This is a genomic window from Fulvivirga sp. M361 (assembly GCF_007097395.1).
Taxonomy (GTDB): domain Bacteria; phylum Bacteroidota; class Bacteroidia; order Cytophagales; family Cyclobacteriaceae; genus Fulvivirga.
In genome coordinates this window covers 1-20,225 of sequence record NZ_VKDC01000006.1, presented here as the reverse complement: position 1 = coordinate 20,225, position 20,225 = coordinate 1, and the positions used below count along the sequence as shown (strand labels likewise).

Below are 20,225 nucleotides of genomic sequence, written 5' to 3'. Positions count from 1 at the left end.
CCAATCTCCCTGAAAAAACATTACAGGTTAAAAAAGGTTTAGTATTACATGATCAAACAACCTCAACCACCTGGATTTAAAGACCATTCTTTTGAATTTTCTTTTAAAGTGGCTGCTGATGAAGCTATGGTCTGGCAGTGGCTCAATGATACCCGCACCTTTACGGATACCCAGGTATGGCCCTGGAAGGTAGAATTTTATAGCCCTGAACCGGATAAAATACCGAATGGGTTCTATGAAAGTGTACTCACTAATCACTCCGGTCCGTTCGTAAATTTTGCCGGCGAACTTACTACTATTAAAGAAAATAAGTATCGTGACCTGCAATACCTGTATGGTAGTTATGCAATCAGTTTCCGCTGGATAAGACCTTACAGGCTTGAATTCAGCACAGAGCAAACAGGTGAGTTAACTGAAATAACGGGCAAACTGAGCACTTACGTTAAACCTTACCTATACAACCCATGGAATAGTGCTCAAAAAATCTTCTGGGGACGTTTCAAACGATGGGCTACACGCTCTGTGCGAAAATTGAATAAAAAACAGCAGGCTTAATCCACTTAGGCACGGACATAACCCCAACCGGCCCTTTATTTAAGAAAAGCATGAAACTCACCTGGATAACTCCATGCTTTCCTTTATCAATAACCTGGTAAATATTATTGGCTATCCAAAAACTGACTCAGCTCTTCTACAGACTCTGAGTACGTAAGTGCATCATTTACCTGGTAATAATTGCCTTGATCCGTGGTTTTTGAATATGCAGCTTTAGCCACACCCAGCTTATTATCTTCGAACGTGAACAACTCCATAAAACCTATTACCTGCTTGACTGAAACACAGTTGCCCTTTAAAATTTGCTTCATAACGGTCATTTTTTCGTCACCGAAAGATTTATTATTAATAGATTTTTTGGCTCGTTCAAATGAGTCGTTTGTCATGGCGTTGCAACCTGCTTCTTCAGGCTGTACGGTAGAAGATTCAGTATAGGTAGTGGTAGTCACTGTGGTAGTAGATTCTTCTTCCAAAGGTTCCAAATCACTATTATCAAGAGCTACATTAACATTTAAACTTACATTAGCAGAGCCTTCAGTGACAGAGATCCCTACCGAAGCATTATCTCCACCGTTTTTGGTGCTTTGATCGGTTCGTTGGGATGTGGTGGTTGTTACAGTAGTCACCTGTTGCTCCATAGGGGCAGGAGTAGCCACTACCTCGGAAATACGTACCGTTTCAGAGGTCTTATCATCAGCTAACGGAACGGAACTTACAGGGCGCATTACATAACGCCCTTTCTTATTTCTTTTTATAATAGAAGTCATGGTCATGCCTGGGTCAATCATCATTTGCTGTTTGACCACGGGGGCGCCCGGAGTTTCAAACTCCAGTTTTATCTGGGCAAAATCTACCGCTATCTGCCCCGCAGTAACGCGCGATTGAGGAGTATCATTCTTTTTGTCACCATTGACAAAAAGAGTAAATTTTTCACCTTCTTCTGTGAAAAATACCAGGGAGGAAGATTGCGCAAAAAGTCCATTGCCAGCGAATAAAGCAATGATCAAAAAATAAATAGTTTTCATAATCTCGATAATTTGTTTTGGAGCACTTTACAGAAGTTGTGCCAATAACGCTATAAAGACCGAAATCCCGCGTTTTTCCATCTCTACATCTTCTCTACAAAAACCAGGAAAAGTTCTAAGACAAGCATTCAGCTTATTGCCTGATAGCAGATGTACTTACTACTGCCAGTGTGGATCAATCAAAGGGTATTGAATGTATAGATCTGCGATTTGGTTGGTGAAAATAGTATAATCATTAACTTTTTGAAAGATTAACCATCTTGCTCATATTGGTATGAATATAAAGGGGCACAAACAGGTAATTATAAATGTAAAGTTTATATTTAGATCGGACATTTGTCAAAACCCGGATCGCATCACAAATAATTTAAGCGCTTAATCCATGAGTGAAGTTGAAGATTTTATTTACCGGCAGAATGAAGGGCAACGCAAGATTATAACTTACTTGCATGAGACCTTAACTCGCCTGGACCTCACTTGTAAAATACGATACAAAGTACCTTTTTACTATGCTAAAAGTTGGATCTGCTACATTAATGTTTCAAAAACGGGAAATGTTGAGCTCTCATTCACTCGTGGTAACGAATTATCCAACGAACAGGGGCTGTTAGACCATAAAGGCAGGAAACAAGTCTTTAGCCTGGAATTCAAAACCTACCGGGATATCCCAAAAGACGCGTTAAACGAGATCATACATGAAGCATTGTTATTGGATAAGACCATTCCCTATGCTTCAAAAAGAAGTAAAAATTAGATCTATTCTTTTAAGTAAGGAACTGGCAATAACACTTAGTATTTGAAAGCCATGGGCTGAGTAACTTCATACATAGTTTAAAATGGGTTACCTCTTTAGATTTATCCGCAGCGCCTAAAATACCTGAATCGAATTCTTTCTTTGTTTCTTTGAAAAGCAAATCTTCCATTAAGAAGAACACAGCATATCTACAATTGAGAAGCGGTAGTACCAGTACTATTATGTCAGGTTCATATTCTAATACCTTCCTTTTATGAAAGCCGGTTTATGGATGATTGGAACATTGGCCTCTTTCTGTATCATGGCCATTGGAGCACGTGAACTTAATGGAGTGTTAGATACGTTCCAGCTGCTTTTCTACCGCAGTGCATTAGGGTTGGTGATCATGTCGTCCATCCATGTGTTATCCGGTAATCCACACCCTTTTCGTACGCAATATTTCAAGCAGCATATGATCAGAAATACTTTCCATTTTGCAGGACAATACGGTTGGTTCATAGGCATTGGACTATTGCCTTTGGCAGAAGTCTTTGCATTAGAATTCACTACACCTGTATGGACAGCGCTGATTGCCTATTTCCTGTTAAAAGAGCAAATGACAAAGGTCAAAGTATTTGCCATAGTAGTAGGCCTGTTAGGTGTACTCATCATTCTAAAGCCAGGATACACCCTTCTTAACGGATCTTCATTTATTGTACTCGCAGCAGCAGTGGCTTTTGCCATTGCACACATTTTCACAAAATCCCTTTCTTACAAAGAAAGCCCGGCAACTATTTTATTTTACATGAGTCTGATACAGCTTCCCCTCGGGCTGATACCCGCACTATTCAACTGGCAATGGGTTACAGGCGAAACATGGCCGTGGATCGTATTGATCGCAATTACCGGATTAACGGCACATTTCTGTACTGCGAAAGCAATGCAATATGCCGATGTCACCTTAGTAGTTACCCTGGACTTCCTGCGGCTGCCTCTCATTACACTGGCCGGTATTATTCTATACAATGAAGATTTTGACATTACATTGTTAATTGGAAGTCTTTTAATGCTGACCGGAAACCTGCTAAATATCAAAAAATCGATGAAACATCGAACCACTTAGGATATATTCATCGTATTGAGCAATTTTCGGGTTTTACATCATTCTCAGTGTTGCCAATTTTGGATCATAAAACAAAATGACCATGAATGATCAAAAAAATATCGATTACGAGCGAATAGCTGAGGCCATTGGCTACATTCAAGACAATTTTAAACAACAACCCTCCCTTTATGAAGTAGCAGAAAAGGTCCACCTGAGTCCGTATCATTTTCAACGACTATTTACCTCATGGGCAGGTGTGAGTCCAAAAAAATTCCTTCAATACATAAGTATCGCCTACGCCAAAAGCTTGTTGAAAAAAGAAAGAGCAACACTGTTCGACGCCGCACATGAGACCGGCCTTTCAGGTACAGGTCGTCTTCATGACCTATTTGTAAGCATAGAAGGAATGACCCCCGGCGAGTTTAAAAACGGTGGACAGGCTTTATCCATAAACTATAGTTTTGCAGAAAGTCCGTTTGGTAAATTACTGGTAGCCTCCACGCATAAAGGACTTTGCCACATGGCTTTTGTAGAAGATGAAACCGAAGCGATGGTCAGCCTAACCGGTGCATTCCCAAATGCAACCTTTCATCAGGTGGTGGATTTAATACAACAAAATGCATTGTATATTTTCACTCATGACTGGAGCAAACTAGATCAGATCAAGCTACATCTCAAAGGCAGTGACTTCCAGTTAAAGGTATGGGAGGCCCTGCTAAAGATACCCAGCGGGCATTTATCTACTTATGGCAAGGTCGCTAAGTTGATCCAAAAGCCTGAAGCATCGAGAGCTGTAGGTACAGCTATAGGAAGCAATCCGGTGGCTTTTTTAATCCCGTGCCATCGTGTGATCCGTACCAATGGTGAAATCAGTGGCTACCGCTGGGGTACGATCAGAAAAACAGCCATGATAGGCTGGGAAGCAGCACAAACAGATATAATCCCAGGCAACAACTGAAAATATGGAAACGTTTACACCGATAGAACGGTCCATTCAGGCACAGAATTGGACATCTGTTATTGCATCCATTGATACAAAAGGATATGCCAAATTACCTGGTTGTATTCCGGAGAACCAATGCAATGACCTTATCCGGTTGTATGATCAGCAGGAGCATTTCAGAAAAACAATCGTAATGGAGCGCTATCGTTTTGGCCTGGGCGAATACAAATATTTTAAGTACCCATTGCCAAAAGCTATTCAGGACATGCGGGAACTCATCTATCCAAACCTTGTTACCCTGGCGAATAAATGGGTGGCGTCGCTGAACCTTGGTCAAGCTTTTCCTTCAAGTCTGAAGGAGCTGCAAGATATCTGTGTTAAAAATCATCAGGTAAAACCCACACCGCTATTATTAAAATATGGTGAAGGTGGATATAACACATTGCATCAGGACCTATATGGGAGCATTTACTTTCCCCTTCAGGCTGTATTGTTTTTAAACTCTCCCGGTGATGACTATGGCGGTGGCGAATTTGTTATCACAGAACAACGCCCAAGGGCCCAGTCAAAAGCTACGGTTATACAGTGCAACAAAGGAGACATACTCATATTCACTACCAACTTCAGACCTGTTAAGGGCAACCAACGTTATTACAAGGCAGCCATGAAACACGGAGTGAGTGAAGTTTTATATGGTCAAAGACATACTTTAGGGATCATTTTTCACGATGCTGCATAATTGGATGGTTTTACACGACGAAATAACCAACTTTGAGCTTAATCAAGGGATCAGGAAAGGATCACTTCGCCTGGCAGGAAACAAAAAGCTGAAGATCTATGGCTCACTTGGATGCCGGTCAGGAAAACGACTGAAAAGAGAGAACAGGGTTTTCTTTACCGATCAGGAAGAAGCGTTGAAATATGGATACCGGCCTTGCGCTCATTGCCTAAGGGAGACATATAAAAGATGGAGAAATGGACCTGTTTAGCAGTGAAACCAGGCAAAACTTACTTCCGTATGACGGAATAGCAGATTATCACGGGATCATACTTAACCGATCTGATGCGGACCATTACTTGGATAGATTACTGTATACCGTTGATTGGAGAAATGATGAGGCCAAAATCATGGGCAAACATATTGTAACCAAAAGAAAGGTGGCCTGGTATGGTGACAAAACATATGCCTATACCTATTCCAATACCACAAAATACGCCTTGCCCTGGACGAAAGAATTAACTGAGTTAAAAAATCTGATAGAGCAACTTGTTCATACCCGGTTTAACTCATGTCTTCTCAATCTTTATCATAATGGCAGCGAAGGAATGGCCTGGCACAGTGATGACGAGAAAACCCTTAGTAAAAATGCAGTTATAGCTTCTGTCAGCCTGGGAGCAGAACGCGAGTTCAGTTTAAGGCATAAAGTCACAAGACAAAGCGTATCACAGGTACTGGCGCATGGCAGCTTATTAGTGATGAAAGGGGAAACACAAACCTACTGGCAGCATCGTCTCCCTCCTACTAAAAAGGTCACTCGCCCCAGGATAAACCTTACCTTTCGTTCAATTTTGGCAACGTAATGGATTGTAAGCGGTCATCCCTGGAGTAACGGCAAAAGCATGTCCACCAGTTGGTTCTTTTTAAGCTTACTCAGAACACCGCGCTTTTTTTCTTTATCCATAGCTGGATCGGTGAATAGGTTGTACTCTTCTTCCGAAAGAAGTGATTTAAGAAGTAAATCAGACGTTTTAGATTGATTATTTAATCCCAAAAGTACGACCTCATCTTTAGCTACGATTAGTAACTCCCGGCCCTTCTTTTTGCACATTTCAATAGGTTTATAATCCGAAGCCGAATCACGCAATGCCCAACTGCTATAGTCAATTTTAAGATTCTCTATTTCGGCTATTTTAGTGTTATTTTCACCAAATACTAAGCTTAAAACGTACTTGGTAGCTCCTTTCCAGGCTTCCAGATCAAAGTCCGGTGCAGACAGTTTTTGAATCTGTTGATCAATGAGTTGGGTGTATTTTTCCTCAGTCGTTTTCATATATTAAAGCTACAAAAATCCTTGAATCAATGATTAAAAACATCCGTGGTATATTCCGACAAGGCTTTTCAACAAAACCAATGAACTAATTATCAGAATAATATGATTTTCAAATCGTATTTAGGTCCTGGAAGATTAAATAATAAGACCACCATCATTTAGGCATAAATCGGATTACAAAACAATAAAATTAAAAATTCTTACATGTGTACTTATTTAGCAATTAATAGCTTTTTAAAGGGGTTATTTTAAGTAAGTTTATGGTTCATTTTTTAATATCAGATACTAAACGGCCTTATGAGGGGACTTGCACTTACAACTCTTTTGATCACCCTATTTTTTTCCACCCCATTTGCACAAAAAATCAACAGAAACTGGAACCAGGATCTTCAGGCAGATATGTCGGCATTCAAAGACTGCGCAAACGTATCCGATAATGGATTATCCTGTAATCAATATCCCGGAAAGTCATTATCCACGGTGTATGGTTTAAAAGACTTTTACTCCGCTTCCAAAAAGCGATATCTTTCTGTTGTCGAAATTTCCGAATACTTAAAGACTAATGCCAAATGGGAGGAGCTTGGGCACGCCTATGAACCGGATGTATTGCAAACAGCGCAGGAGCGAGCCAATAAAAACAGAGCCAGTGTTGCTATTTATATCAATGAGGAAGGGGAAGGACATATGGTCGTTATTGTGCCGGGAGAACTTAAACCTTCAGGTTCATGGGGTTTGAAGGTGCCTGCATCAACTTCCTTTTTCGCGAAAAGTCCGGAAAAATCGTATCTGACCCGGGGCCTTTCCTATGCTTTCCCTAAAAACCTGATCAAAAACGTTTTCCTTTACGGTAGAAAGTATTAAGTCTTGAAATTAAGGTAAGGTTAGGCTTCTGCCTGGCCCCTGCTCACATCAATTGTTTTGTTTCCTGATGCACTACAAAGTGGCTATCCGCTAGTGCGATACACAACGAAATAATAATCTGTTGGTTTTCATTAGAATATTCCGGCTGACGTTAAAAAGACCGTAAAACAACTGGAAAATAAGGCAGGAACAATTACATTAACGGCAAGAGAGATAGCATTTATTTCTGCAAAACGTCAACCATTTGTTATCTGCTACTGTCTTTACTGAAACTTAAAGTTTGCTTATGAACATAGCCCGTAAGATTGTCGCATCCGTTTTTACATTATGTTTCTGGCTATCTGCTCACTCAATACACGCCCAAAACGCCTGCAATCTGGTGAGGGAAATGTCTGCAAAAACGAAAGAGATCAATACTTTAAGCTATGAAATGCATAAAAAAGAAAGGGTGAATGGTAAGATGCTCAAACAGCGATCTGCCGTAAAGCTCCAGCGGGACCCTTTCAAAGTATACACCAGACAGCTACCCCCTGGTAAAAATATAGAAGTCCTCTATCATGGTGGCAGTAAAACGGCGCTGGTCAATCCGGACGGATTTCCATGGTTCAACTTAAAGCTGGACCCACTTGGAGCACAAATGACAAAGGACCAACACCACACCGTAATGGAATCCGGTTTTGATTACTTCGTGTCTATCATGGAACACCTGATGGATAAGTACCATCCGCACCTCAGCAACATGGTTGAGTTATCCGGGAGTACTGACAAACATGGCAACGACTGTTGGATAGTTGCGTTTAATAATCCTTATTTCACTTATGTTGATCACAAAGTAGATAAAAAAGGGACAGTGCGTTCATTAGCTGCCGAACATTTGGTCAGCGCACGCATGATCCTGGCACTCAACACGCACCTGGACGATTTTGACCATGACATCACCGGATATACGTTGAAGATGCCAAATGACTATAGCCCTAAAATGATCTTATACATTGACAAGCAGCGTCTTATTCCGTCAGGTATTCATGTCTATGATGATAAAGGGCTCTACGAGCAATATGACTTTCTAAATGTTGAAGTAGATCCGGCTTTTCAACCTAACGAGTTTACTGCGTCATTTTCGGAATACGATTTTTGAATTATAAATTCGTAGAAGATTAAGGCATTGCCCTCACATCTCATACAATTTTGATGGGTGGTTTTCAAATCCGTTAGACGGCCCGTAACTTCGGAAAACCTAAATCAGACCTGTCAAACATTATGAACAAGACTTTTATCAGAACGGCAATAGTTCTCGCCTTTATTTGTGCCACACTATATGCGTTTGGGCAACGAAAAAGCAGAACAACAAGCTCTTCAGCTACTACTACTTCTCTTTTTGCGGATTCTGTTTTTAACGGGATCAAGTTACGGAACATAGGCCCGGCATTTATGTCAGGCCGAATAGCAGATATCGCCATCCATCCGCAGGATGAAAACACCTGGTTTGTGGCCGTAGGCTCAGGCGGAGTATGGAAAACGACCAACGCCGGCACTACCTGGACGCCGGTTTTCGACAAAGAAAAATCGTATTCAATAGGATGTGTTACCATAGACCCGCTGGACCCACATGTGATATGGGTGGGTACCGGTGAAAATGTAGGTGGTCGCCATATGGGATATGGAGATGGCATCTACAAGAGTAATGACGGGGGCATAACCTGGAAAAATATGGGGCTGGAAAAATCTGAGCGTATTTCCAAGATCATCATACACCCGGAAAACTCTGACATTCTCTGGGTAGCGGCACAAGGACCTTTATGGAAAAAGGGAGGTCAACGCGGCTTATACAAATCCACTGATGGTGGAAAAACATGGAGGCGAAAGCTCGGTAATGCTCAATGGACAGGCGTAACGGACCTGGTGACCGATCCTCGTGATCCTGACCGGATGTACGCCGCTACCTGGGACCGGCACCGAACGGTGGCAGCCTATATGGGCGGAGGACCTGGCTCAGGAATCCATCGCAGTACCGACGGTGGTGAAACCTGGACCAAGCTTACTAACGGTTTACCTACCTCACATATGGGCAAGATCGGGCTGGCTGTTTCTCCACAGCAACCGGACATCATTTATGCCGCCATAGAATTAGACCGTCGTACAGGAGGTGTTTATCGCTCTGCTGACCGCGGCACTACCTGGGAAAAAAGATCTGATGCCGTGGCAGGAGCTACCGGGCCTCATTATTATCAGGAATTATATGCATCACCTCACCAGTTTGAAAGACTCTACCTTGGAGACGCCTGGATGCAGTACTCGGAAGATGGCGGAAAAACATTCAAGCGACTGAACAGGGACCACAAACATGGCGACAATCACGCCATTGCCTTCAAAAAAAGTGACCCGGATTACTTGCTCGTAGGTACCGATGGCGGCGTATATGAAAGTTTTGATCTTGGAACCCACTGGCGCTATATGGAAAACATCCCCGTCACCCAATATTATAAAGTGGCTGTAGACGATGCCGCCCCTTTCTATAATATTTATGGCGGCACCCAGGACAATAGCACGCAGGGAGGTCCGTCACGCACAGACAATGTGCATGGCATCCAGAACTCTGACTGGAAAGTGGTACTTAACTGGGATGGACACCAGCCCGCCACCGAACCTGGTAACCCTGACATCATGTATGGGGAGCGGCAGGAAGGGAACCTATCTCGCATTGACCTTACTACAGGAGAGGTAACGGACATACAACCTCAAGCAGGTGCCGATGAGGGTCATGAAAGATTCAATTGGGATGCTCCTATCCTGGTAAGTCCGCATTCACCACAGCGCATCTATTTTGCCTCGTACAGGGTATGGAAATCAGATAATCGTGGTGATCAGTGGACGGCCATCTCAAGCGACCTGACAAAAAACCAGAATCGTATTGAACTGCCCATAATGGGCCGGACACAAAGCTGGGACAATCCCTGGGATTTTCTGGCCATGTCCAACTACAACACCATTACGTCTTTGGCAGAATCCCCAAAACAAGAGGGACTCCTTTATGCCGGTACGGATGACGGGCTGATCCAGGTGACCGAAAATGGTGGTGAAAACTGGCGGAAGACAGAAGTAGGAACCCTCCCGGGTGTCCCTGCTACAGCATTTGTGAATGACATCAAAGCGGACCTCTTTGACAGCAATGTGGTTTATGCTGCATTAGACAATCATAAATACGGTGACTTCTCGCCATACTTGTTAAGAAGTAGTGACAAAGGGTTGACCTGGAAATCAATCCGTGGCAACTTACCCGACAGGACCCTGGTCTGGCGTATTGTTCAGGACCATGAAAAACCGGGACTGCTCTTTGCCGCTACTGAGTTCGGGATCTACTTCACCGTAAATGGCGGAGGTCAATGGACGAAGCTGCAAGGGGGCGTTCCCACTATTTCTTTCCGGGACCTGGCCATTCAAAGAAGGGAAAACGACCTGATCGGCGCTTCTTTCGGTCGCGGATTTTTTGTTTTGGATGATTACACAGCACTTCGAAGCGTGACTGAAAGCCAATTGCAACAAGAAGCCACACTATTCCCTACCAGGAAAGCCTGGTGGTATGTCCCAAGGTCTCACCTGAGTTTCGATGACCAGAAAGGTTCACAGGGCGCCCAGCATTATGTAGCCCCTAATCCGGATTTTGGGGCCATTTTCACCTATTACTTAAAAGACGGGCTCAAATCAAAAACTGAAATACGTAAAGAAGCTGAGAAAAAGGCCAATGCTCAAAACAGGAATATTTCTTTCCCCGGATGGGAAGCTGTTGAAAAAGAAAGAGTAACCCCTACCCCTAAAATATGGCTTACCGTTAAAGACGCGAGTGGAAATGTGGTTCGTCGCGTTGGGGGAGCAGCAAAAAAAGGGTTTCATAGAGTAGCATGGGACCTGCGATACCCTGCACCGGACGCCATCCGCCTGGAAGCTGCGACATCGGCCCCTGACTTCCTTCCCAAAGGTATGATGGTTATTCCGGGCAAATACACGGTACAGCTGTCAAAAGAAGTCGAAGGCACGGTTACTTCATTAAGTGACCCGATGACTTTTGACGTAGTTCCGCTTCGGGAAGGGGCGTTAAAAGGAGCTTCTCATGCTGAATTAAAAGCTTTTTGGCAAAGTTACAGCGACATTGTTCGTAAACTGTCTGCCATTGATATTCGTTTTGCTAATGCCAGGAAGCGATCAAAAGCCATGCATCAGGCTCTTAAACAATCCGGCAGTGATCCTGGTGAACTCGACAAGCAATTGTATGATCTGGGCAATGCACTAACATCACTCGAAGGTAAACTGTACGGTAATGGTGCCAAAAGGCAGGCAGGTGAAAAAACCAAACCAACGCCTGGCGAGCGCACTTTCGCACTATTCCGCGGGCTGAGCAATTCTACCTATGGTCCTACGGAAACACATAAAGCCACTTTAACCATTGTACAGAACGAAATAAACACGATCGAAAATGAGTTGCAAAACCTTCAGAACATGCTGGAAACGCTCTCTAAAGCCCTAAAAGATGCGGGAGCTCCCTGGGTAGAAGGAGAATAAATAATAAAAACACTCGTTAAAAAAAACTTAAACGTACTAAAAACGGTTTAAACTATGCACGAATTGAAAAGGGCCTTTAGGGTCTTTTCAATTCCTTATTTTTAAAACCACAATCCTTTGTCGACCCGTAACACAGGAAAGCTCTCAACTCGCCACCAGCATTTGTGCTGCAATTGCTCCTATTCCTTTTATATAAAGCGTCGGCATTGTATTGATCAAACCCATTTACGCGATGCATGGTATTATTTTTAAACAGCTGTTCCAATTTGTAAGAGAAAACCATGGACAGAAAGCCCTTAAAGAAATACTGTATGGCTGTGGCTTAGGAATGAAGTACTATGATCCTACTCAAGCCTATCCCGACCATGAGGTGGAACAAATTTTGGACGCTGTATGCAAAATGCTGGGAGTGAGCAGAGACTCTGTTTTGGAAGCTTTTGGTCAGTACATCACTCCAAGTTTGTACAAAAGATTCAGCGCATTCATAAGGGAAGAGTGGGATGCGATGGACTTAATCGAAAACATAGAGGTCATGATATACGGGTCCGTTAAAACAACACAAAACAATGTAGCCTCTCCCACCCTCATCATTAACAGGAAAGGAAAAGATGAGATTACCATATCATACACTTCTAAACGAGACGCCCTGGCTTTTGGTATAGGCATTGTCAGGGCCATAGGAAAACATTACAATACTAAGTTAACCATCAAAAGATCTGGCGCTACAGGAAATGAGGTACTTACCATAAAAAGAGTCAGGAATACGACTCCCGTCCTGTCTTAGCCCAAGCATCAGAATGTAGCTATTTTAGTCATAATTATCCCTTGTCCATAGGGTAAGATAATGATAAAAGCATTCGCTGATCATAATACGGACTTTCTCATCTTGGCCGGGCTTTACAGTCTCCATAGGGACTGTAAAGCCCTGATTTGAATTCCCTCCCTTTCATCCTTACCCATAAGTATATGGAAGTAATGATGTGCCGATTATCAAAGAGTGCTCACAAAAACCATAGGAATAAATTAACATTGTCTGAACGCGCATCAATCTCTTCGAACCCTATGAAAGCGACCTCAACCATCCTTCTAGCCTTTCTTATTATCAACGCTCATTCCATAAAAAGTCAGGATTTCTCTGCCCTGAAATACAGAAATGTAGGGCCTGAACGTGGAGGAAGAGTGACCACAGTGGCAGGCATAGCTTCAAAACCTTCTACATATTACCTGGGAGCCACCGGTGGGGGTGTATGGAAAACGGAAGACTATGGTACTACCTGGAGCAACGTATCGGACGGGTACTTTGAAACACCTTCTATCGGCGCCATAGCAGTAGCTCAAAATGATGAAAACATCGTATATGCCGGCACCGGTTCCGACGGTCTACGTAGCAATGTCATCTCAGGGAAGGGTGTTTACAAATCCATAGATGCAGGGAAAACATGGGACCCCATTGGCCTGACCAAAACAGGACATATCGGTGCGCTGGAGATACACCCTGAAAATCATAATATAGTTTACGTAGCCGCTATCGGGCAGGCATTTCAGCCAAATGCAGAACGAGGAATATATAAAACTACCGACGGGGGTAAATCATGGAAAAAAAAGTTATTCATTTCGGATAAAGTTGGCTTCGCTGACCTGGAGTTACTCCCCGGAAACCCTGAGATCATTTATGCCGCTGCCTGGAAAGCCGAACGGAAACCATGGACGATCATCAGCGGAGGTACTACGCAAGAAGGTGGTATTTACAAATCAATGGACGGAGGAACTACCTGGGAAAAAGTTACTAAGGGGTTGCCAGAAGGCCTTATCGGTAAAATTGACCTGGCCGTTTGCCCGGGTGATTCACGGATCGTTTATGCTTTGATAGAAGCTCCGGATGATAAAGGAGGTTTATACAAGTCTACAGACCAGGGAAAGTCCTTCCAACAGGTTTCAGACCATAAAGGAATACGCGAGAGGCCATTTTACTATACGAACATAGAAGTGGACCCGAAAAACCCGGACATTGTATATGCCATGGCTACCAGCTACTATAAGTCCGTCAATGGCGGAAAATCCTGGTCAAAACTTTCTCCCCCTCACGGTGATAACCATGACATGTGGATCAACCCCAACAATACCGACCTGTTCATACAAGCCAACGATGGCGGGGCCAATGTTACTCACAATGGAGGCCAAAGCTGGTCCACCCAATTCAATCAACCTACTACTGAAATCTACCAGGTAGAGGTAGACGATCAGTATCCTTATTGGCTTTACGGTGGCCAACAGGATAATTATACGACCATATCTGTCCCAAGTATGGCCCCTTACGGTGTACAAAGGGCAGGTATCGGTTGGATCATGAATACCGGCGGATGTGAAACAGGCCCGGCCGTACCTAAACCGGGAAACCCGGACATTGTATATGCCAACTGCAAAGGACGATTCACCGTATATGACAAACGCACAGGAATTGAAAAATCATATTATGTCGGGGCATCAAACATGTACGGTCATAACCCCAAAGACCTCAATTATCGCTTTCAACGCGTCTCGCCGATCCATGTATCCCCTCATGACGCTGGTGTGATCTTTCACGGCTCTCAATATGTTCATCGCACACGGGATGAAGGAGTCACCTGGGAAACGATATCCCCGGACCTGACGGCTTTCAAGGCAGACAAACAAGTGATTTCCGGTAGCCCGATCACACGGGACATTACGGGAGAAGAATTTTACAGTACACTCTATTCGATACGAGAATCACCGGTTCAAAAGGGAGTGATATGGACAGGCGCTAATGACGGACCTGTCTACGTCACGCAAAATGATGGAAAGACCTGGGACAACGTAACACCGTCAAAACTACCACAGGGAGGAAGAGTGGATGCGGTGGAACCGTCACCTCATAATGCTGAAAAAGCTTACATCGCCGTACTGCGCTACCAGTTAGGGGATTGGAAACCTTACATTTATAAAACTGAGAATTACGGTAAAAGCTGGAAACTACTAACCACAGGAACTAACGGGATCCCCGCAGACTACCCCACCCGGGTGATACGTGAAGACCCGAAACGACCGGGGTTACTCTATGCCGGTACCGAATGGGGTATGTTCATTTCCTTCAACGACGGCGAACAATGGGTACCTTTCCAGCAAAATTTACCTTTGACACCTATCACTGACATCAAAATACATCGTAACGACCTTGTGCTGTCCACTATGGGGCGTTCCTTTTGGGTATTGGATAATATCGCCACACTCCGAGACAAAAACATCACAAACTTAAAAGACAACGCTGTCTTATTCAAGCCATCGGATACCTACCGTTTTCGTTACCCGAAAGTACGTACGGAAGGCGCTCCGCTAATTACTTATCCAAAACCCTCCGTGATCATTGACTATTACCTGTCCGAATCAACAAATACGAGTATACGATTAGACATTATGGACGATAAGGGAAATATTGTAAATACATATTTCGGGGACAGCAGTCAGATGAAAGGCGAAGAACAGGCCATAAGTGATATGAGTACAAATACCATCACTTACCTGGTGGATAAAAAATTAACTACCCATAAAGGTTTAAACCGGTTTCATTGGAACATGACGTATGCTGGGCCATGGAGTAGTAAGCAACGCCAGCGTTATAAAAATGGCCCTTTAGCAGCGCCAGGCGTTTACACCGCCAAGTTAACCATAGGTAGTGCTACGCTAACACAAACTTTTAACCTGATGCAGGATCCTCGTAATGCAACACATACTACCTCAGATCATATCTCCGAACTGCTAAAACTACAACTGGACCTGATAGCGCTTCTCACTGAAGCCCGAAAGCTGGAAGATGAGCTCAATAAAGAGTTTAAACAACTGGATAAAAAGAAGAAAGTGGCCGGTTTACCCGAATATGATACAGAACGTCATGTTACACTCTCCAACGTATTACAGAAATTAAAGACCGCAGAAGGAACCTATCCACAACCCATGCTTGCCGATCAGATCAACTACCTGTATAACATGATGAACAAAGCGGATCAGCAGCCCGGAAAAGATGCCCTGGAACGTTTTAAGGTACTTAAAAATGAACTGGGAAAACTAAAAGCTATGCTTTGAGCAATTTCTGATATTTCCGCTACTTAAGTATCTCCTTATTTACCCGCACTAGTATATAGTAATGTTTATTGCTTTTGAAGCAACTACCATGTAGCGTTTTTAAGTTTTTGTACCGCACGCATGACATCCTTCTGGCTGATCTGACCGACAAGTTTTCCTTCTTTTAAAACGGGAAACCTTCTCAACTTCATGGTCAGGAATAGTTGAGCAACTTCGAAGATGTTCATTTCCGGAGGAACGGTCTTCACCTCTTTTGACATATGATCACTCACTCTGCCTGACAGACTGGGTGTATTATTGTATTTTCCTTTTACCACTTCCTTCAGGCAATCTCCTTCGGAAATAACGCCTACTAACTGTTTGTTTTCATCGACCACAGGCCCTCCGGCAATCTTCTTATCCAACAAGACCTTGATCACTTTATCCATTGTATCATCCGGACTAAAAGTGATTAATTGTCTACTCATATAATTATCAACGGATATATCCTGAGGTTGGGCTTTCACAGGCTTTACCTGTCTTACCCCTTGAAAACTTTTTACCATAGTTTGCGCATTTGATTTGGTGAGTAGATTAATTTAAGTAATTATTTGATCAATTCAAAGGAAAGGGGACTCATCCACAGTTCATTGGAATACAGAATATGTGTTTATGAATGATGCCAGGGCACTTCTTCTATAGAAATTTTTACCCCCTGACTGGCCTATTAAATAGCTTAGTCGATCGCCTATAGCTAAAATGGATCTTTGACAGGGCTACTTTTTTTTATCTTCTCAAGCATTTTTTTCCTTTTATGGGCTTTCTTCACACCATTGATGACGTCTTTCCGGGAAACACGTTGCTTCAGGTCTATTTCAAATCCCATGCGAATGTTAATAGGTCTTGCGTAAGGACTGGTATTGTCATGTAAAAAATTATACATGAGTTGCACCGTTCCTTTCATATGAGGGGTGATGTTATATCGGTTACCAACGCCCAAAAACAGGCCACGTCTCCATTCGCGTACACTGAGATCAGCCGGACCGGTCTTTGGTACATCCACCCTGACCTGTTCACCGGAAAGCAGGCCATAAAAGCCTTTGTAGAAACGATAGGTGAAACTCAATCTTGGCCCGTAAACCGGATTATTCAACAGCACACGACTGTCGTCTTTGTTAAAACGGATCCGGTACATATAGCTAAAATAGGCATGCCACCGATCATCCAACATAAAGCCTATGTAAGGCGCTGCATCCACCTGGATAATGTCATTACGCAACAACTCAAGGTTAGCTCCGAAAATAATTCTGTCCCGCAGTGGCCACTCTTCGGCGCTTTTAACTTCAATAAACCGTTTTACAGAGTCCATCTTAAGTTCTGCTAATTCTTTCTGAGCATCTTCTACCTTGCTCTTATACTTTTTCAATTGGTCGTTAGCCACATATTTTGATTTTTCCTGTATTCGCTGCTTTACAAACGCCGGATCACTGTACTTTTGTGCCCGCTTTATATACTCTTGTTGCAAGGAAAGGTATTCCTCATGCTCTTTTCGTGCTTCTTCCAAAAGCGCCGATTGTTCTTCCAGGTCATTCAAGGCACCTGCTTTCTTAAGCGCTTTCTGCTCCATCCGCTCCTCTACTTCCGTAAAATCTCCATCTGCCGCTGCCTGAACCTCCCGGGCATATTCACTTCCCTCTTCTGCTCGTTGAGACACCTTGTCCAGCTGTTTATTTGCCTTATCTGCACCGGCAGCCTCTTTTACCTTATTCACCTCTGCAGATGGCAATGCCTTAACATCACTGACCTGCTCCTGTAATTTGTCTAATTCCAGATCTTCTTTTAACGGATCAACAGCAGATCCTACCTGATCATCCAATGCCAGCTCTTCCTTCAGTTTTTCGATTTCAGAGACATCACCGGAAAGTCCAAGGTCCTGTTCCAAACCACTGGCTTTTCCAGCTATTTCATTTGTCGGTATCTTATCTGTTGGAGGGTCAATACCAGTCTCATCCATGCCAGGCGCATTGAACCCTGCTCTATTGGGGTCGGGTATACCGGCATTTACTTTATCTTCCAGTCTTTTTGTCCCTAACCTATCGCTTTGTTTATTGGCTTTTTCTTTCCATTTGGCCAGGTATCCCTGTACCTTCTCCTCCGGCAACTTCATCAGACTGTCCAGTCGACTGACATATTTTTCATGAGGAAGGTTGAGAGATTTAAGGCTGTCTGCAAACGCACGGTAACGTGTTAAGGAGTCCAGACGGTTCGATTTTAAAAGAGATGGATTATTCAGGTCATCTAATTGCCCCAACCACTGTGACCGAAGTGAATCTGCCTGACCTACTGGTAAGTTAAGATTCGCAATACTATCCAGTTTGGTCACTATTCGTTGTCGTGTAGTGTCTGTTTCAGAGATATTTTCCATCGAATCCGGAGAAAACTGAGCACGATTTTTCAGGCTATCCAGTACAGCAGGATCTTGTCCGTATAACAGCGGATAAGAGACCAGTAAAAGAAGGAGATAAGTGTATTTCAAACCAACAAGATTCGATGCAAAAATACGCAATTTTATGCGTTTGATTTTTTTAATGGTTGATTTTCGTTGGTGGGAAACTGTATTAAAAATACTTGATCTTTTTGTCTGATACGCGTTGATCCGAGGAACTGAATTTATTCAATGGTTAACTCGCGTTGGTGGTAAGCCGCATGGTAAATGCTGGCTCTTTCGTTTCTAACACTCCTTAACCCTTGTTGAAAAAACGAGGAATAGTTGGGGTATGCTTTTTAGCCAAAAGGCTCCTTGATACCCGCATTGTAAATGCTAGAACTTTCACCAATTTACATCCGGTAATCCGCGGCACAGACGCGGACTAGTTGGTGTGCCTAGAGGCAGACGCGTGAGGTGGCCTCAGTACAGCTTGGGTTCCTGCTTTACATGACGGATACGTAATACCCTGATCTGCTTGTCTGTAAAGCGATAAGCTACCCGGTAACTATGTGTTTCAAAGGCACGGTAATGTCCAGGATGTTACGTTTAAACTTATCTGGTGGGTATTTCTCAGGACGGGTTTTCAAGGCTTCTAATGACGTAAGGATCGCTGTTTCTACTAACTCAGCATTTTAGTAAGACCCCTCACTGATACGTTTAAGCTCCTTAGCCAGATGTTGCAAAGGCCGCTTGTTCCAGACTACTGTTCTCTCCATGAACGGATCGCTTTGACCGCTTCTTCGTGAGAAGTATAGTCACCTGCTTCTATTTCAGCGTCAGCAGACTCTATATCTTGATTATAAGCTTCAATACTGGTACGCTGACGAGATGCCTTCCATTGCGCTAATTCCTCGATCAGCGATTTATCTTGTAAGGCGGCAAGCCATTCCAATAATTCCAGCTTTTTGGCCTGTGTGCCACTCATAATCAATGCGTTTGACTCAAAATAACGATTTATCCTCATTTTTGTATGCTTTAAAGGTAACGCTTTTTAGAGGATTTGGTTCCATAGGAGCTATTACTCCCTCTTCCCTTGCTGATTTATTGAACGGGAATAATTGGACTATGCGCCTATAACTCGCCTTGCACTACTTCAACTTCCATCAAGCCTCTCCGTCCTGCATAATCTCCCGTGCTACTGTAAAGAATGCATGGGTTGTGCAGCAATACTTGCTTGTGTATCATTATTGTGAACGTAGTCGTCAATTTTATTCATGATATCTATACAGGCTAAATCAATCGATGATTATGGTCTTTTTCATATTTTAAAACACTTTGGCTTCTTGATACAACCCGGCCGGAGGCCTACTTAATATACATCTCTTCTCTTGCCAAAGGCACAGCGATTGTTATGCTGTGTTTGAACTACGCGAGAGACTGAGGAGTATATGCACGCTAGTTGGAGCAGATGGGCATTGCCTGATGTGAAAGATGTGGAAATCAAAACAGCTTAGCCCGTTATTTCGATTATTCCGTAATTGATCTTTGGTGGTAATTCGGATTCTATAGAGGGAATATATTCGCGTAAAACATCATAGCGATTGGTGGGGCTGATCAATAAAATGATGACGACACCATGCTTTTCAAGGTTTTGCTAATGACGTAAGTGCTGATCTGCCGTCACTAAGATGCTAAAGCCATTCGCCTGCATCAACTTCAAAAGTTCACCATTTTTCACAGAGTTCCGTATCCCTTCGGTGTTGGGCGTGTATTTAATTATGATTATTTTCTTATAGGCAGTAATTCATGTAACTGGTTGATCTTATACTCAGGGATTTTTCTCAGGGTTTGGGTAAGCCACTCTAATGGGTTGATATCATTGAGCTTGCA

General features: G+C 43.2%; 18 protein-coding genes. 12 read left to right on the top strand and 6 right to left on the bottom strand.

Features of this window, described 5'->3' with window-relative positions; genetic code table 11:
- The first annotated feature begins 48 nt into the window (after positions 1 to 48).
- The gene (locus tag FNH22_RS07585; protein ID WP_143397753.1) at positions 49 to 555 is read left to right on the top strand and encodes a hypothetical protein; all 507 of its coding nucleotides are present in this window, start codon (positions 49 to 51) and stop codon (positions 553 to 555) included.
- Positions 556 to 659: 104 nt separating this feature from the next.
- On the opposite strand, the gene FNH22_RS07580 is transcribed toward FNH22_RS07585, so the two are convergent.
- The gene (locus FNH22_RS07580; protein WP_143397752.1) at positions 660 to 1,580 is read right to left on the bottom strand and encodes a DUF4476 domain-containing protein; all 921 of its coding nucleotides are present in this window, start codon (positions 1,578 to 1,580) and stop codon (positions 660 to 662) included.
- Positions 1,581 to 1,962: 382 nt separating this feature from the next.
- Here FNH22_RS07580 and FNH22_RS07575 point away from each other — a divergent pair, with 382 nt between their 5' ends.
- The 6 genes from FNH22_RS07575 to FNH22_RS07550 all read left to right on the top strand — a co-directional run bounded on the left by FNH22_RS07575 (position 1,963) and on the right by FNH22_RS07550 (position 5,942).
- Positions 1,963 to 2,334 (top strand): DUF1801 domain-containing protein, encoded by a 372-nt coding sequence (locus FNH22_RS07575; RefSeq protein ID WP_143397751.1) that lies wholly within the window; start codon positions 1,963 to 1,965, stop codon positions 2,332 to 2,334.
- Positions 2,335 to 2,587: 253 nt separating this feature from the next.
- A complete protein-coding gene (locus tag FNH22_RS07570) occupies positions 2,588 to 3,436 on the top strand; it encodes a DMT family transporter (protein ID WP_221420235.1) in 849 nt (282 codons plus the stop codon).
- An 82-nt stretch (positions 3,437 to 3,518) separates the two neighbouring features.
- Positions 3,519 to 4,376 carry a methylated-DNA--[protein]-cysteine S-methyltransferase gene (locus FNH22_RS07565; protein ID WP_143397750.1) on the top strand — a complete coding sequence of 286 codons (858 nt, stop codon included), beginning with the start codon at positions 3,519 to 3,521 and terminating at the stop codon, positions 4,374 to 4,376.
- A 4-nt stretch (positions 4,377 to 4,380) separates the two neighbouring features.
- Positions 4,381 to 5,100, top strand: a complete 720-nt coding sequence (locus FNH22_RS07560; protein WP_143397749.1) for a 2OG-Fe(II) oxygenase — start codon at positions 4,381 to 4,383, stop codon at positions 5,098 to 5,100.
- Positions 5,101 to 5,104: 4 nt separating this feature from the next.
- Positions 5,105 to 5,350, top strand: coding sequence for an Ada metal-binding domain-containing protein (locus FNH22_RS07555; RefSeq protein ID WP_143397748.1), 246 nt, complete (start codon positions 5,105 to 5,107; stop codon positions 5,348 to 5,350).
- Positions 5,337 to 5,942, top strand: a complete 606-nt coding sequence (locus FNH22_RS07550) for an alpha-ketoglutarate-dependent dioxygenase AlkB (protein WP_143397747.1) — start codon at positions 5,337 to 5,339, stop codon at positions 5,940 to 5,942. Before FNH22_RS07555 ends, FNH22_RS07550 begins: the two co-directional genes overlap by 14 nt.
- 14 nt (positions 5,943 to 5,956) lie before the next feature.
- Here the strand turns inward: FNH22_RS07550 and FNH22_RS07545 are convergent, their stop codons facing one another.
- Positions 5,957 to 6,412 (bottom strand): hypothetical protein, encoded by a 456-nt coding sequence (locus tag FNH22_RS07545; RefSeq protein ID WP_143397746.1) that lies wholly within the window; start codon positions 6,410 to 6,412, stop codon positions 5,957 to 5,959.
- 297 nt (positions 6,413 to 6,709) lie between these two features.
- On the opposite strand from FNH22_RS07545, the gene FNH22_RS07540 reads away from it, so the two are divergent.
- From FNH22_RS07540 to FNH22_RS07520, 5 genes are all read left to right on the top strand, one after another.
- Positions 6,710 to 7,273 (top strand): hypothetical protein, encoded by a 564-nt coding sequence (locus FNH22_RS07540; RefSeq protein WP_143397745.1) that lies wholly within the window; start codon positions 6,710 to 6,712, stop codon positions 7,271 to 7,273.
- Positions 7,274 to 7,559: 286 nt separating this feature from the next.
- On the top strand, positions 7,560 to 8,411 hold the full coding sequence (locus FNH22_RS07535; RefSeq protein ID WP_143397744.1) for a DUF1571 domain-containing protein: 852 nt from the start codon (positions 7,560 to 7,562) through the stop codon (positions 8,409 to 8,411).
- Between the two features lie 122 nt (positions 8,412 to 8,533).
- Positions 8,534 to 11,830 carry a glycosyl hydrolase gene (locus FNH22_RS07530; RefSeq protein WP_143397743.1) on the top strand — a complete coding sequence of 1,099 codons (3,297 nt, stop codon included), beginning with the start codon at positions 8,534 to 8,536 and terminating at the stop codon, positions 11,828 to 11,830.
- Between the two features lie 232 nt (positions 11,831 to 12,062).
- Positions 12,063 to 12,614, top strand: a complete 552-nt coding sequence (locus FNH22_RS07525) for a heme NO-binding domain-containing protein (protein WP_143397742.1) — start codon at positions 12,063 to 12,065, stop codon at positions 12,612 to 12,614.
- Between the two features lie 278 nt (positions 12,615 to 12,892).
- A complete protein-coding gene (locus FNH22_RS07520) occupies positions 12,893 to 15,928 on the top strand; it encodes a hypothetical protein (RefSeq protein ID WP_143397741.1) in 3,036 nt (1,011 codons plus the stop codon).
- Between the two features lie 83 nt (positions 15,929 to 16,011).
- On the opposite strand, the gene FNH22_RS07515 is transcribed toward FNH22_RS07520, so the two are convergent.
- The 4 genes from FNH22_RS07515 to FNH22_RS32875 form a co-directional block, all read right to left on the bottom strand.
- Complete coding sequence (locus FNH22_RS07515) at positions 16,012 to 16,473, bottom strand: CBS domain-containing protein (protein WP_143397740.1); 462 nt, start codon at positions 16,471 to 16,473, stop codon at positions 16,012 to 16,014.
- A gap of 188 nt (positions 16,474 to 16,661) precedes the next feature.
- Positions 16,662 to 18,443 (bottom strand): hypothetical protein, encoded by a 1,782-nt coding sequence (locus FNH22_RS07510; protein ID WP_185154116.1) that lies wholly within the window; start codon positions 18,441 to 18,443, stop codon positions 16,662 to 16,664.
- Between the two features lie 652 nt (positions 18,444 to 19,095).
- Positions 19,096 to 19,359 (bottom strand): hypothetical protein, encoded by a 264-nt coding sequence (locus FNH22_RS07500; protein ID WP_143397738.1) that lies wholly within the window; start codon positions 19,357 to 19,359, stop codon positions 19,096 to 19,098.
- Between the two features lie 758 nt (positions 19,360 to 20,117).
- A partial coding sequence (locus FNH22_RS32875) for a transposase domain-containing protein (RefSeq protein ID WP_143397737.1) occupies positions 20,118 to 20,225 on the bottom strand: 108 nt, incomplete at its 5' end.